The organism is Pedobacter sp. ASV12, assembly GCF_016429155.1.
Taxonomy (GTDB): Bacteria; Bacteroidota; Bacteroidia; order Sphingobacteriales; family Sphingobacteriaceae; genus Pedobacter.
Genome location: NZ_JAELUC010000046.1, coordinates 16,524 through 31,692, shown reverse-complemented (window position 1 = coordinate 31,692; position 15,169 = coordinate 16,524). Strand labels below are relative to the sequence as shown.

Below are 15,169 nucleotides of genomic sequence, written 5' to 3'. Positions count from 1 at the left end.
CCCCCCCCCCCCCCCCCCCCCCCCCCCCCCCCCCCCCCCCCCCCCCCCCCCTTTTTAGATGTGTATAAGAGACAGGTTGATGCTTTTCTGAAAAAGGAAACGCCTGCCAATGAGCTGGTTGATGTGATAAATGCTAAAAAAGGCAGCGAGTTTTATACCAATAGAGTCAACAAAAGTAATGCGAGTGTTTATAGCGATATAGATAAGCCGATTATTAACAAGTTCAGGATTTCGAAGCAGGAAAGGGAAATCATTAAACTCATTATCAAAGGATTAACCAGTAAAGAGATTTCGAATACCCTGTTTATTGCCAAAACTACTGTAGATACGCATAGGAAGAATATTTACAAAAAGCTGGAGATCAGCAACAGCGGCACGCTTATCAAATTTGCTCATGAAAATAACCTGCTTCATTAGCCTGCTGCTATGTTCTTTTTTCGCGTGTGCACAAATAACAAGCAAACAGCTATTGGTAAATTCTGGCTACGCTGTAGATACGAATTCGTTGTGGACCAAAGCCGATCTTGAACGGCAAAAACTTTACCGGTTTAATCCACACCAAAAAGTTGATATTGGCTATAACAAAGACGCGGCGGTATGGTGCAGGTTCACCATTCAAAATACGGATCCCTCGCAAAGCGCAAGAACTTGGCTCTGTTTCAACAACAACCACATCGATAGCCTTACGCTGTTCGATGGTGGAACCACCCAAACCATAGGCGATAGAACGGCAATGAAAAGCCCTTTCATTGAAGCTTTGGCGTTTGAGCTTAACCTGCAGCCGGGCGAGGAAAAAGTTGTTTGGGTGAGGGCTAAAAAAGAGACCTCTTTCCTGGATTTCTCTTATAGTTTAGAGAACCAAATTGATTTGGAAACAAAGTCATCGCAAAAAATAGCATTGACTTCCTTTTTTATCGGGATGGTTTTTTTGCTGCTCATGATCAACGGCATATTGTTCTTGCTCACCAAAAATCGGCTATACATTTATTACATTGGCTATTCTTTGCTCACGGTATTTTATGTGGCCATTACAACCAATTTTGCCAAACATGTTTTATTTCCGCAGTTTAGGTTTTTTAGCGAGGGCCGGCTTTATCTGGGTGGGCTTTGGTATATCGCCTTAAGTATTTTTTTGAGCCACTTTTTAAGGCTAAAAGAGAACCAGCCAGCAAAGTACAGGATTGTTGTTGGGCTTAACAGCATAAACCTTATGCTTATTTTGGTTACCATTGTGTTGTTGGTTTTTTACAAGCATTTTGATTTCAGGTATTTTTTTATGCTGGCGTATTTCATGTTGCTGGCTTCTATCGTAACGATTTTCTGGGCTGCATTGGTATATTTAAAAATAGAAAGAACAAAGGCTGTTTATGTGTTGCTGGCCTTTTTGCCGCAGCTTATTTGGTCGGCCTGCCTAATCCTAAAAACATTCAAGGTTATTCCAGAATCGTTGGGTGGTAATTGGTTATTGTTCATTAGCCTTTATGAAGTGTTTTTGTTTGGATATGTGCTATCCAAAAACTATATAGAGATCTTTTTGAAGAACAGCGCGTTGATGGAACAGGTTATCTTGGAAAAAGAAAGCTCGTTAAAAACAATCAACGAGGTTCAGCTTCGGGAGCGTAGAAATATCGCCAATATCATTCATGATAAGGTGGGGAGCAAAATTGCGCATATTATTCATCTTTTCGACATGAAAAATGCAAGGCTGGCCAAGGAAACCATCGGCGAGCTGGCAGAAGACATCAGGGATATTTCCCATAAGATTCTTCCCAAGGCACTTGATGATGGCGCACTATTTGCAAGCCTGCAAAGCCAGATTACGAGTTTAAACGCCGGTTTGTCTGATTGGAAGATTGAGCTTTTTGGCTATGACTTTCCCGAAAAGATAGAGGAGCCCTGGATTTACGACATGTACCTGATTGCCCTGGAAATTATCAGCAACGCCATTAAACATGGCCAGCCTAGCCTAATAACCATTGAATTTTATCAATACACCAGCTACTATCATTTTCAATTTATAGACGATGGGCTTGGCTTTGATGTGCAGCAAACCAGCAAAGGCTTTGGGCTCGAAAATATCGAAAAGCGGATCAATTACTACAAAGGCAATTTCGAGATCAGTAGCGTTAAAAACGAAGGAACCATTATTCAGGTCAGCATCCCGGTTGGCAAGAGCTGATCAAATCACGAAAGCTAAAAATACTCATTATTGGGTATTTCACTAAGTTGTGCTTGCGATTACCTTAGTTTTGCTAACGGGAAATGTTTTCTTGTATACATGCTGCAATAAAAAATATGAAAAAATTAATGTTTTTACTTTTTTTGTGCCATGGCGCCTTCGCCTATGGCCAGATCAAATTCGAAGACAAGAAATTGGCGCTCCTTCAGGATATATTTTATAAAACAACCAGGCAGAATGTGGTGTCTTTCTTGAAAGACAAAGGATTTGAGAAGGGAGATGAAGATGAAAACTATAAGGATGGAGATGAGGAAATGCTTGTTTATGGTTCGGAATTCGACGAGCTAAGCATAGCATACAAAGCCAACAAAATTAAATCTGTATATTCTCTCTTTGTCGGTGCCCCAAACACCATATTTATCGAAATGGAGCTTAAAAATAAGGGCTATAAGTCAAGGGTTGTTAAAGAGGAAATCGCGGGCGAGACCGTAACAAGAAACTTGTGGAGCATAGCAGGCTCTAAACTTGAGTTTTTTACCTTTTCGGATGAAAAAAAGAAATTGGGAGCGGTAGGCTATGGAACCTTTAAATAAAGATAAAAAGCAGATCAACTGAAGGTAAAATGGAAGACGGAAAATGTGGCTGGGACCTCCAGGTTTGCTTGCCCTTTTTAGTCTAAATCTGTCTCCAAAATCCGTAAATCTTGAATCAGCTTATTTTTTCTGCAAAACTCAATGAGTTCTTTTAGTCTTTTCTGGTTATTGTACCTCAAATTCCAGAACAGTTTCTTTTGGAATTCAGCGCAAAGCCTGTGGTGCAAATGTCTGTTTTGCTCAAGGTGTTGCTGCCGTTCATGGTGCATTTGGCAAAAGTGCAGTGCGCCATTGTAAACAGGTGTAAAATTTCATGACTGGCAATATTTGTCAGCCTGCTCAGGCATAGATCAAAATTCGAAGCTGCCAACTCTTTTTGCCATAGACTATTGACCATAAACTATCCACGGAGAGGCTTTCCGCTAAGACTTGTTTAAAACTTATCGTTCAAAATCCCGTCACAAGCCTTATATTTACGCATCCCAAATACTTTTATAGCGAATGAGTGACGAATTAGAAAACCTAAACGAAGCCAACCTGCCCGAAGAAACCGAGAACAAGCATACCGTAACGCCTATTAACGGGCTTTATGAAAACTGGTTTCTCGATTATGCCTCTTATGTAATTCTGGATAGGGCGGTGCCGCACATACACGATGGGCTCAAGCCTGTGCAGCGCCGTATCATGCACTCGCTCAAGGAGATGGATGATGGTCGTTTCAACAAAGCGGCCAACGTAATTGGGAATACCATGAAGTACCATCCGCACGGCGATGCCTCTATTGGCGATGCCATGGTACAGATCGGACAAAAAGATTTGCTTATCGATTGCCAGGGAAATTGGGGCGATCCGGTAACCGGCGATAGCGCCGCCGCGCCACGTTATATCGAAGCCCGGCTCTCCAAATTTGCCAACGAAGTAGTTTTTAATCCAGATACCACCGATTGGCAGCTCAGTTACGATGGACGTAACAGCGAGCCGATTACCCTGCCGGTTAAATTCCCCCTGCTATTGGCCCAAGGCGCCGAAGGTATTGCCGTAGGTTTGGCTACCAAGGTAATGCCCCACAACTTTGTCGAATTGTTAGATGCTTCTATCGAAGTGCTCAAAGGCAACAAAACCAATATCCTGCCCGATTTCTTTACCGGTGGCATGGCCGATTTCTCCAACTACAACGAAGGGATGCGAGGCGGCAAGATCAGGGTGCGGGCCAAAATCACCGAAAAAGACAAGAAAACTCTCGTTATTACGGAAATTCCGTACAGTACTACGACAGGTTCTGTAATTGATAGCATTTTGGCTGCCAATGATAAAGGCAAAATCAAAATCAAAAAGATTGAAGATAATACTGCCCAAAACGTAGAGATTGTTGTACAATTGGCGCCAGGCATTTCGCCCGATGTAACGATCGACGCCTTGTATGCCTTTACGGCCTGCGAAGTTTCCATCTCGCCAAATACCTGTATCATTAAGGATGAGAAACCTCAGTTTTTGAGCGTAAACGATATCCTGGCGCAAAATACGATGCACACCAAGGCATTGTTAAAGCGAGAACTCGAAATCCGTTTGCACGAACTGCAAGAGAAGATTTTCTTTAGTTCGTTGCTCAAAATCTTCATCCAGGAAGGCATGTACAAAAATGCAGAGTACGAAAATGCCGCCGATTTTGAAGCTGTAGTTACGGTATTGAACCTCTTGTTCGATCCCTTTAAGCCCTCGCTGTACCGCGAAATCTTGCCTGAAGACTTCAAAAAGCTGATCGATAAGCCGATGAGCAGCATTACCCGCTTCGACGTGAAAAAAGCCGACGAAGCAATGAAAGCGCTGGAAGATGAAATCAAGGTGGTAAAAGGACATTTGCGACACCTAACCGATTATGCCATCGCCTGGTTTCAAAAACTTAAAGATAAATACAGCAAAGGCCGCGAACGTAAAACCGAAATCCGCCTGTTCGATAAGGTAGAAGCTTCTAAGGTAGCCTTGGCCAACGTTAAATTGTACATGAACCGCGAAGATGGATTTATCGGAACGGGCTTGCGTAAGGACGAATTTGTAGCCGATTGTTCCGATATTGACGAAATCATTGTTTTTAGGGAAGACGGCAAGTTTACCGTTACCAAAGTAGCCGATAAAACCTTTGTGGGTAAAGGCATTATCCATGCCCAGGTTTTCAAAAAGAACGACGAACGTACTGTTTACAACCTCATTTACAAAGATGGGGCAAGCGGCACCAATTACGTGAAGCGTTTTGCGGTATTGGGGGTTACCCGCGACAAGGAATACGACCTGACCAAAGGGGGCAAAGGCTCTAAGGTTTTATACTTTACAGCCAATCCGAATGGTGAGGCCGAAATTGTTACCGTACAGCTGAAGCCGCATTCTAAACTCAAAAAACTGCAATTTGACCTCGATTTTGCCGAACTGGCCATTAAGGGCCGCGGATCAATGGGTAATATTGTGTCTAAATATCCAGTTAAAAAAGTATTGCTCAAAAGCAAAGGCGTTTCTACCTTATCCGGTCTTAAGATTTGGTACGACGACCTGTTGAAGCGCCTAAATGTTGATGGCAGGGGCAAATACTTGGGCGAATTTGATGGCGACGATAAAATCCTTCAGGTCAATGCGGCGGGTTGGTACGAACTCACTTCGTTCGACTTGAGCAACCACTTTGATCCAGGTATTGTATTGATGCAAAAACACGATCCGGAAAGGGTTTATGGCTTGGTGCATTACGATGCCAAGGCCAAAAACTATTTTGTAAAGCGATTTGTGTTTGAAATGCAGCCTGCAGGCAAAGAGGTGACCATTATTAGCGAAGAGCCAGGTTCCAAAATGATTTTTATCACTGGCAAACCCGATGCGCAGGTACAGATCGATGTAGAGAAGGGCAAATCCAAAACGCCTGAAACCCTGGTGGTTGATTTGGCCGGGCTGATTGATGTAAAAGGAATGAAGGCCAATGGCAATCGCCTGTCGCAACATGAGGTAAAAAGCGTTAGCCTGGTTAATGCCGAACCAGAAATTGGAACCGAACTGATAGAAAATGCACCGGTAGAAGAACAGGAAACAACCGAAACCGAAACAGCTACGGCAACTGCAACTGCAACAAACGAAGTAGCTACCGAGGCTATGGTGGAGGCAACCACCATTGAAGAAGTGGTGCCTGAACCAGTCGAGCTTACTGAAACAACCGATAGCGAACAAGTTCAATCGGCTGAAGAGCCACCGGCAGCACCTAAGAAAAAGCCCTTGTTTAAAGCTGAGCCAGTTAAAGAGAAACCTGTTGTAGAAAAGGCACCTGTTCAAAAAGAGGAGCCGAAGCCAGAACCAGCTTCTGCCACAAAACCTGTAGAGGAAGATAAGCCGGCCAAAAAAATAGACTTGGAAATTACCAACCCCGACGATATCAAAATTGACGATAAAGGTCAACTGGGATTTTTTTAAGTCGCAAACATGAAATATTGCTATACCATTGTACTAATGCTGCTGTTTTTTGCTGAAGCAAAAGCCCAGGAAACACTAAGCAAAGAAAGAAAGGACCAGGATAAACGCGTAGAAAAAATCCTGAAAAATTGGATTAAGTTCTTCAATGAAAAGAAATATGAGGAACTGTATAGCCTTTATTCATCATCTTATCAGGGAAAAACGCCTTTAAAAGCCTTTGAACAGAATATAGCTACAGCCCTAGATATGGTTACGGAACTTAAATCGGCAAAGTTTAAATTTTATAAGAGCAATTCCTATAAGTATGGGTTCTTAAGCAAAAAGGGAGAAAGAGAAATGGACGTCGTGTTCTTTATGGATCAGGATTTCAAGTTTAAATATTTTGTAATCGAAAGTATTGGCGGATATGGAGATGCTCCGCCAATGATGTAGGGTAAGGTCAAACAACCCAAATTGACGAAAAGAGTCAACTTAGACTTTTTAGCTTTATACCAAAGAATTGCCATTTTAGAAAAGAGGTCGGGATTAATGAGCCCGACCTCTTCTTATTTAATAGTAGTTAATACTGAACATACCGTTAAAGCTAGATTTTTGTGCTTAAATCCAAGTGTGCTAGCGCTCAACCGAAAAGTATCTGCCGAAAACTTCGAACTGCTATTAATTGTTTATATTTGGCCAACTCAAAGGGGTGCTGTTCGGTTGTGTAAGTCTTTACCAACTGTTCGGCTGAGATTATACCCATTTTGAGGTTAAAGGTTAAAAGTCAAAAGTTATAAGTCGAATTACTTTATACTTTGAACTTAATACTTTAAACTTCAAATGCACCTGATTCGGGTAATGCCGACGTAGGGAAGAGGTTATTTACAATGCTGTTTCGCCCTGAAAGCAGTTTTCCATTAATTTTAAGCTGTAAAAAGCACTGTGTTGTAAATGAATTTTCAAGATTGGTTCGTGCTGTTCAAAAACCAAATTGCACATACCCCGATTGTCGAATGGCTGGCGGTTGGTTTTGGTGTTTCAGAAGTTTTATTAGCCAAAAAGAACAGCATCTGGCTCTATCCAACAGGCATTGTTTCCATTTTGCTGGGCATGTACCTTTTGTTTAATGCCCATCTGTATGCAGAAATTATGCTGAATATGTATTATTTGGTGATGAGTGTTTATGGTTGGGTCATCTGGAAAAACAGGGAAGACCACCAGCATAAAGAGGTTTTATGGAGCACCAAAAGTGAATTGGCTATTGCTATAGCCATAGCTGTAATTGGTTTCCTGTTTTTTTACTTCCTGCTCACGCACCTGCCAGAAAAAACATGGTACTTCAGCACTTTTGATGTCACGGTAAATTTCATCAAATCAGATGTGCCTGTAGCTGATGCTTTTGTTTCCTCGTTTGCCTGGGCAGGCATGTGGCTTTTGGCGCGAAGAAGGATTGAAAACTGGATTTTCCTCAATATATCGAATATTGTGGCCATTCCGTTGCTCATCCATAAAAAACTGGCCTTAATGGCTGTACTTACGCTCTTCCTGTTTATCGTGGCCATCTTCGGCTATTTCGATTGGAAAAAAATCAATGCGGAACAAAAACTTAAATCCATCGCGTAATGGAAAACCTTTTAAAACCGATCTGGAAAGAAACCCTTAAAAAATATGCACCGCTGGCCGAGGCAGCTGGAGAGTTGGAACCCGAAATTTTGGAAATCGTTTATCGGGAGCAGTGGTTTAAACTGTTTGTACCGGAGGCCTACGGCGGACCAGGCAAGAAATTGCCGGAAATCTTAAGGCTGGAAGAAGAACTGGCCAGTGTGGATGGGAGCCTGGCTTGGACGGTTACCTTGTGCAGCGGTGCGGCCTGGTTTGCCGGTTTTCTTGATCCGGCATTGGCCAAAGAAGTGTTTGCCGATCGTAAGGTTTGCTTTGCCGGCAGTGGCGCGGTAGGGGGGACAGCCATTAAAACCCTCGATGGCTACCGGATTAATGGCCATTGGAAATATGCCAGTGGCGCTTTGCATGCCACCATATTTACGGCAAATTGTGTGTTGCAGCATGAAGATGGAACAGATCAGCTCGACGAAAACAACGAACCCATTATCCGTTCCTTTATCCTGAAAAAAGAGGAAGTGAACATTTTGCCGGGCTGGTCTTATTTCGGACTGGTAGCTACCGGAAGCCATGCCTTTGAGGTGGTTAATGTCGAAATTCCTGCCAATAGGTCTTTCAGGATCAATAATGAGATTAAAGTAGCCGACCAAGGTTTTGATTACCCTTTCCTGCAACTGGCCGAAACTACGCTCGTGGTTAATAATTTGGGCATGGCCAACCACTTTATCGAACTGGTAGAAGAATATTTTTACAAACGCTCTGGATTAAAGCGGTTTAACGAAGAACAGGTTGCTTTTTTTAAGGCAGAACTGACCCGTTGCAAGAAAGAGATAGCCGCTTTGCGAACAGCATTTTATGAGGCTTTCGACGATACTTGGAACCAATTGATAAATAAGGGAAAGATAACTGAAGCCAGCCTGAACGAAGTCAGCAGGCTGAGTCGCGAACTGGCCCATGTTGCCCGTACCAACGTAGACAGGCTTTATCCTTACTGTGGTTTGGAAGCGGCTAAAAGAGATAGCGAAATCAACAGGGTTTGGCGCGATATCCATACGGCAAGCCAACATGCCCTGCTTACGTTCAGGTTTTAAGCCAAGTTTTATGTCATAAAAAAGGCGACCAATTGGTCGCCTTTTTTTATTATTGATATTGGATATAAATCGGTTTAGGTTTAAGCTTCATCAGCTCTTCTGGTGTCATCAAGCGGTTTGGCGCTTTTTTAAGGTCGTTTTTGTAGAACAGTTTAAAACCGGTAAACTGTACAGGTTCCCCATAAATAAAGTGACGGTAAGTACCCAGTTTTAAATCAGGTTCGCCCCAGCCATCCATGTGCATCACGATCTGTACTTCTGGCCTTAGCTTGATGTTTTGGTAATTGGTTACCATTTTCTTGGTGAAACGGTGTACGGTTAGCACTTTTGGAGGCAGGTTGTATTTTTTCACGATGTCTGCCAAATATTGACTTACATAGTTGATATCCGCTGCATCGTAGGTGCCGATTTTTTTGCCTGGCAAAGAACCATCCTTCATCGAAAACTCCGGATCGATGCCCAAGTGTACCTGAGGAAGTTCCAAATACTTTTCAATATGTGGCAATTCGGCCTTGATATTGCTCAATGCCACCTGCAAATCTAAAAATACGATGGTATTCGGTTGCATTTTGGCAATTTTCAATACAGAATCGATCTGTTTGTTGCCCATACGGTTAATGTATTTGCCGTCTTTGCCTGCAGTGCCACTGGCTACCGCCGCAATGTAGTGCAAGCCGACCTGTACAGGTGTGCTTGGATCTACTTTTTGCCAGTGTTTTACTTCGGCATTCAAGCGTTGCCACATTTCTTTTGGCGGATATTCGCCCAATGCACCCATTTTTTTCGAATGCAGGTTACCGTAATAAACCACGATACGTTTAAAAGGCAGGATGGCCCCGGCTAAGGGATATGGCTGGTTTTTTACAGGCCATTTTCCGGTAGTATCGCCATTGGCCAATTTAGCCACTAATTCGTTGTATTTAGCTGTATCAACAGGGGTACGCGGCGTTTCTTGTTCAACCTGCGTCGAATCTGTCTTTGCCGATTTCGCTGTTTTACCATCGGTCTTTTTTGCATCAGAAGTGCAGTAAGCGAAAGTACTTACTGTGGCTGCACCTAAAAGCAGTACACCTGCAATGTGGGTTAGTTTCATACGTAATAGACTATTTTAAGGGTTAGCTGTAACCTTTTGTTAATTGGGTTTTCCAGTTTTGCCAAAAGTACATCAATTAATCGGGCAATTGCATGATAATTATCAACAGATTAACAATGCCACATTTAAAATTGGCTGAGCTTTTCGAACCCCCTGCAAGGATAACATTTTTTTGAGAAGAATAGAAACCCTCTTTTTCAATACTTTAGCAATTCTTTTTTAAATTATTTGTAATTAGTCTAAATAAGATTTAATATTGCGTCATTATTTAAAATCGTTCTAAATAGTAAGCATGAAAAAACTCCTACCCTTTATATTTTTGCTATTTGCCTCTGCTTTATTTGCCCAGCAAAGCAATGAGCTGGTATACCTTACGGGCAAGGTCATCACCGCCGATGGCCAGCCAGCCTCGGGTTTGTTGGTGGCCATTAAAGACACCAAAAATATGGCCTTTACCCAAAACGACGGCTCTTTCAAAATCGCATCGCCTGTTGGCGACAAACAACTGATAGTCAAATCAGGGCTGTCAACCCTGTCGCAAGATATAGCAGTAAGCGCTGGCCAGGCGGTACTGCCCACCATTACTTTAAAGGAAAAAGCCTATGAGCTGAAAGAGGTGGTGGTAACTGCTCAATATGGACCACAGTCGATGAGAAATGCGGTATATAATGTAAAAACCATCAGCGCCGAGCGAATTAGGCTCAGGGCGGCCACCAACGTGCAGCAGGTGCTCAATACCGAATTGGGTTTCAGGTTCAATAACGATTTAACACTGGGCACTACCGACGTGGAACTGATGGGCATGAGTGGCCGCAACATTAAAATATTGCTAGACGGCGTACCTGTGGTTGACCGCTCGGATACCCGCGAAAGCCTAAACCAGATTGACATTAACACGGTTGAAAGGATAGAAATTGTAGAAGGCCCTGTTGCAGTGGTTTATGGAACTGATGCATTGGCTGGTGTAATCAACATCATTACCAAAAATGCGGGCAAATCGTTGCTCAATATTTCGGCAAGAGTGCAGGAAGAAACGGCCGGCACTGAATACCAGGCTTTGAAGGGAAGTGGTATCCACAATCAGAACCTGAGCGCCAGTTGGCAAAACAAGGGCTGGAGCGCTTTGGCCGGGTTTAGCCATAATGAGTTTGGGGGCTGGAATTTGGCACCAAAAACAGCATTCGCCGACGAAGTAAACGCCGAAACCAACAGATGGAAACCCAAGGAACAGTTTTTGGGAAATACCAAAATCGGCTACAGGAACAATAATCTTAACATCTGGTATCGCCTGGATGGCCTAAAAGAAACCATCGATACGAGGTTGGGCATTAACCCCAACAATTACAAAGGGAAACTGCAAACCTACACCACCAAACGCTATACACAACAACTCCAGTCGGAATACAGGGTTTCCGAAAAACTCGAATTGAACGCGATTATAGGTTATACCGATTTGCAAAGGGCTACCAGATCCGTGATCCACGATTATACGAATAACACTGTGCAACTCACCAGCGATGCAGGCGAACAAGACGTAGCCAAGTTTAATGCCACCAGCGTTAGGGTAACGGCCCAGTACTTTGCCAGCAAAACATTGTCGGTACAGCCCGGTTTTGAGTATAGCAGAGATGCAGCCAGTGGCCAAAGGATCAAAGGCTCGCCCGTAATCAACGATTATGCTTTTTTTGTTTCTTCAGAAATAAGACCAACCGACCGCATCAATATCCGCCCAGGGTTAAGGTTCATTAAAAACTCGGTTTATGATGCCCCCGCTGTTATTCCTTCCTTAAACACCAAGTTTGGACTAAGCCAAAACTTCGACCTGCGCCTGTCGTATGCCAGAGGCTTCCGCGCCCCGGCGTTGAGGGAACTGTACTATAATTTTATCGATGCCAGTCATACGATACTGGGCAACGAAAACCTGAAGGCAGAACAATCGCATAGTTTCAATGCCTCTTTGGTTTGGTCGGGCCTGCAAAAAGACAACATGCAGTTGAAGACTACGGCTACAGGTTTTTATAATCTTTTTACCAATAGGATTGACTATGGCATGGATCCGTCAAACGCGTCGGTTACTACTTTGATCAATGTGTCGAGATACAAAACCATAGGTGCCACGCTAGACAATGTTTTCATTTGGAATAACCTGCAGGTGAACCTGGGATTCTCTTACATAGGCAGGTACAACAGGTTGGTTGAGGAGCCGGCTTTAAACGTGCCCGAATTGATGTGGGCACCTGAACTGAACGGCAATGCAACTTATCGTTTTCCAAAAATCAAGGGCAGCATAAGTCTCTTTTACAAATACACAGGCAAAAGGCCTGGTTATGAAACCGTAACGATAAGCGGTTCACAAGCAGCCCGGATGGTGAAGATCGGCGATTTTAGCTTGGCCGACCTGATGCTGAACAAAAACATTTACAAATATTTTACCCTCAATGCGGGTATTAAAAACCTGTTCGACGTAACCCAGCTCACCAATACTTCAACGGCAAGTGGCGCAGCGCATAGCAGCGGTGGAGCTACCGTACCTTACAGCTATGGCCGTTCGTATGTGCTGGGCTTAACCTTTAACTGGAATAAAAACTAAAACTCAAATTAATAAGAACATGATGAATAAATTGAAATCGATGCTTGCCCTTGGTGCAGCAGTAACTGTTTTGGCCGCTTGTAGCAAAGGCAAAAACGAACCGATCGTCGTTCCGCCACCGTCAGATGGAAGTACACTAACCTTGAACGGCTTAATCGGGGCAGAAGCCGGAAGCAGTGCCGGTAACAGTGTTTATGTAGATTTTAGCGCCAACAAACAAACTGCTGTCGATAGAGATAGTTGGGATTTGGGCTTTTATTCGGGCGCAGATTTTAAGGTGATTTTAAACGCAACCAATGGATCTTCAGTGATCAAAGTTGAAAAAACCGATTTGAATGCCGTTACTGTGGCCGATTTCGATCCGAATAACCTCAAAGTTGGTCAAGGAGGTGGTACTTTTGCTTTGATCGACGACCCCAGGGAAGCCAATATCCTGAATAAAACAGCTATTGGGGTAGTAGCAGCTGCCGATGCCGATAATAAGGTTTACATCGTGAACAGAAAAGGCGGTGCCAACAATGTATTGGCGACAACAGATTTGTTCAAAATCAGAATCCTGAGAAAAGGATCGGGCTACACTTTACAATATGCCAAAATTGGCGATGCTACCTTCAAAACCTTGGACGTTGCTAAAAATACAGTCGCTAATTTCCAATTCGCTTCGTTGATTAAAGGCACAGTCGTGAGCGTTGAACCAGAAAAAGCAAGCTGGGATATTGTTTGGGGTTATAGCATGTACTACACCGCTACTTTCCCTTATGCCTTCTCTGATTTGGTATTCGTTAATAACCTAGGTGGGGTTACGGCAGCTGCGGTTGCCACCAGCACCAAAAGCTATGCCACCTTTGGCGAAGCCGATGTGGCCGGTATTACGTTTTCTAATGCCCGAGACATTATTGGTGCTACCTGGAGAAATACCACCGGAACAGCGATTGGCGTAAAAACAGATATTTTCTATGTGGTTAAAGACGGTGCAGGCAACGTTTACAAACTGAAGTTCAACAGCTTCATTTCTAATGACGGTGGCGAGCGTGGTAAGCCGGTTATCGAATACAAATTGGTGAAAAAAGGATAGATATTTAGTCCTCGATAAATACTTAGTTAATAGTTTATTGTTTTGTTTAGAAGTTGGCTTTCGGTTTCCGGAGGCCTTCTTCTTTTATGCCTAATCAGATTTAATTTGGAAAAAATGCAACAGCCGATTGCCAAATTTCGCCATCATTTATTATCTTAAATCCATAATCTATAACTACTTATGAAACGAAGAACTTTTATTCATACCGGCTCCTTGTTTTTGGCAAGCACCGGCCTGGCAAACCTGTTGCCATTGAACGCTTTTTCGATGGGCCAAGGCAAAGCCGATAAGATCCGCATTGGTGTAATTGGCATTAACGGTATGGGCTGGTCAAATTTAACCGCCTTGCTTAAAGACCCCAGGGCGCAATGTGTCGCGCTTTGCGATGTAGATCAAAATGTGCTCGATAGAAGAGTTGCCGAACTGGCTAAGAACAACATCACTGTAAGCACCAGCAACGATTATCAAAAAATACTCGAAAACAAGCATGTTGATGCTGTCGTAATCGGTACGCCAGACCACTGGCATTGCAAAATCATGGTCGATGCACTTGCCGCTGGTAAAGATGTTTACGTAGAAAAGCCTGCAGGCAATTCTATAGCCGAATGCAATGAAATGGTAGCCGCGCAGCAACGCTACAACAAAGTAGTGCAAGTTGGACAATGGCAACGCAGCCAAAAGCATTTTGCCGATGCCATAGCCTATGTACATTCGGGCAAGCTTGGCAATGTGCGTTTGGTTAAAGCCTGGGCCTATCAAGGCTGGATGAAAGCCATACCCGTGGCCAGCGATACTGCGGTTCCAACAGGAGTTGATTACAACAAATGGCTCGGACCGGCAACCATGCGACCCTTTAACCCCAATCGTTTTCACTTCAATTTCAGGTGGTTTTGGGATTATGCAGGGGGCCTAATGACCGATTGGGGCGTACACATGATTGATTATGCGCTGATGGGCATGAAAGCGACAACACCCAAAAGCATTGTGGCCACCGGCGGAAAATTTGCCTATCCCGACGATGCTTCTGAAACCCCGGATACACTGACTGCTATTTACGAATTTAATGGATTCAATTTGCAATGGGAACAGGCTACAGGCATTGATGGCGGACCCTATGGCAGAACCCATGGTGTAGCATTTATCGGCAACAACGGTACCTTGGTACTTAATCGCCAGGGTTGGGAAGTTATTCCGGAGAAAGATGGCGGTAAAGACAAAATAGAAGCCGTTCCTTTGCAAAAATCGGTAGACAATGGCTTGCAATTGCACACGCAGAACTTTTTGGATGTGATACAATCCCGAAAACTGGAGGATTTAAAAGCCCCTATACAGGCAGGCGCACACGTGGCCAACATCTGCCAAATGGGCAATATTGCTTATCGCACCGGTAAGAAAATATATTGGGATGCTTCAAAAGGCAAATTTACAGATAGCACGGCAAACAAATATTTGGCCGCACAATACCACAATGGTTATAAAATGCCGAAGGTATAGCTCCCAAATTA

The 15,169-nt window shown here is 43.5% G+C and carries 12 protein-coding genes; 10 read left to right on the top strand and 2 right to left on the bottom strand.

Annotated features, from left to right (window positions below):
• The 3 genes from JHD69_RS12130 to JHD69_RS12120 all read left to right on the top strand — a co-directional run.
• Positions 1–417 (top strand): response regulator transcription factor (locus JHD69_RS12130; protein ID WP_199140607.1); only part of this gene is annotated, 417 nt, incomplete at its 5' end.
• Positions 395–2,179: a sensor histidine kinase gene (locus JHD69_RS12125; protein ID WP_199140606.1), complete on the top strand. Its 1,785-nt coding sequence runs from the start codon at positions 395–397 to the stop codon at positions 2,177–2,179. The genes JHD69_RS12130 and JHD69_RS12125, both read left to right, overlap by 23 nt.
• A 116-nt stretch (positions 2,180–2,295) precedes the next feature.
• Positions 2,296–2,772 carry a hypothetical protein gene (locus JHD69_RS12120; protein ID WP_199140605.1) on the top strand — a complete coding sequence of 159 codons (477 nt, stop codon included), beginning with the start codon at positions 2,296–2,298 and terminating at the stop codon, positions 2,770–2,772.
• A 175-nt stretch (positions 2,773–2,947) separates the two neighbouring features.
• Here the strand turns inward: JHD69_RS12120 and JHD69_RS21485 are convergent, their stop codons facing one another.
• Complete coding sequence (locus tag JHD69_RS21485; protein WP_370583485.1) at positions 2,948–3,169, bottom strand: hypothetical protein; 222 nt, start codon at positions 3,167–3,169, stop codon at positions 2,948–2,950.
• 104 nt (positions 3,170–3,273) lie between these two features.
• On the opposite strand from JHD69_RS21485, the gene JHD69_RS12110 reads away from it, so the two are divergent.
• From JHD69_RS12110 to JHD69_RS12095, 4 genes are all read left to right on the top strand, one after another.
• Complete coding sequence (locus tag JHD69_RS12110; RefSeq protein ID WP_199140603.1) at positions 3,274–6,216, top strand: DNA gyrase/topoisomerase IV subunit A; 2,943 nt, start codon at positions 3,274–3,276, stop codon at positions 6,214–6,216.
• A 9-nt stretch (positions 6,217–6,225) separates the two neighbouring features.
• Complete coding sequence (locus tag JHD69_RS12105; protein WP_199140602.1) at positions 6,226–6,648, top strand: hypothetical protein; 423 nt, start codon at positions 6,226–6,228, stop codon at positions 6,646–6,648.
• Between the two features lie 498 nt (positions 6,649–7,146).
• Positions 7,147–7,818, top strand: coding sequence for a nicotinamide riboside transporter PnuC (gene pnuC / locus JHD69_RS12100; protein WP_199140601.1), 672 nt, complete (start codon positions 7,147–7,149; stop codon positions 7,816–7,818).
• Positions 7,818–8,906 (top strand): acyl-CoA dehydrogenase family protein, encoded by a 1,089-nt coding sequence (locus JHD69_RS12095; protein WP_199140600.1) that lies wholly within the window; start codon positions 7,818–7,820, stop codon positions 8,904–8,906. Before pnuC ends, JHD69_RS12095 begins: the two co-directional genes overlap by 1 nt.
• 49 nt (positions 8,907–8,955) lie before the next feature.
• Here JHD69_RS12095 and JHD69_RS12090 read toward each other — a convergent pair whose 3' ends face one another.
• On the bottom strand, positions 8,956–9,999 hold the full coding sequence (locus tag JHD69_RS12090) for a hypothetical protein (RefSeq protein WP_199140599.1): 1,044 nt from the start codon (positions 9,997–9,999) through the stop codon (positions 8,956–8,958).
• Between the two features lie 292 nt (positions 10,000–10,291).
• On the opposite strand from JHD69_RS12090, the gene JHD69_RS12085 reads away from it, so the two are divergent.
• The 3 genes from JHD69_RS12085 to JHD69_RS12075 all read left to right on the top strand — a co-directional run bounded on the left by JHD69_RS12085 (position 10,292) and on the right by JHD69_RS12075 (position 15,158).
• Positions 10,292–12,589: a TonB-dependent receptor gene (locus tag JHD69_RS12085; protein ID WP_233165889.1), complete on the top strand. Its 2,298-nt coding sequence runs from the start codon at positions 10,292–10,294 to the stop codon at positions 12,587–12,589.
• Positions 12,590–12,608: 19 nt separating this feature from the next.
• Positions 12,609–13,664: an HmuY family protein gene (locus tag JHD69_RS12080; RefSeq protein WP_199140598.1), complete on the top strand. Its 1,056-nt coding sequence runs from the start codon at positions 12,609–12,611 to the stop codon at positions 13,662–13,664.
• A gap of 180 nt (positions 13,665–13,844) precedes the next feature.
• The gene (locus JHD69_RS12075) at positions 13,845–15,158 is read left to right on the top strand and encodes a Gfo/Idh/MocA family protein (protein WP_199140597.1); all 1,314 of its coding nucleotides are present in this window, start codon (positions 13,845–13,847) and stop codon (positions 15,156–15,158) included.
• Positions 15,159–15,169 lie beyond the last annotated feature (11 nt).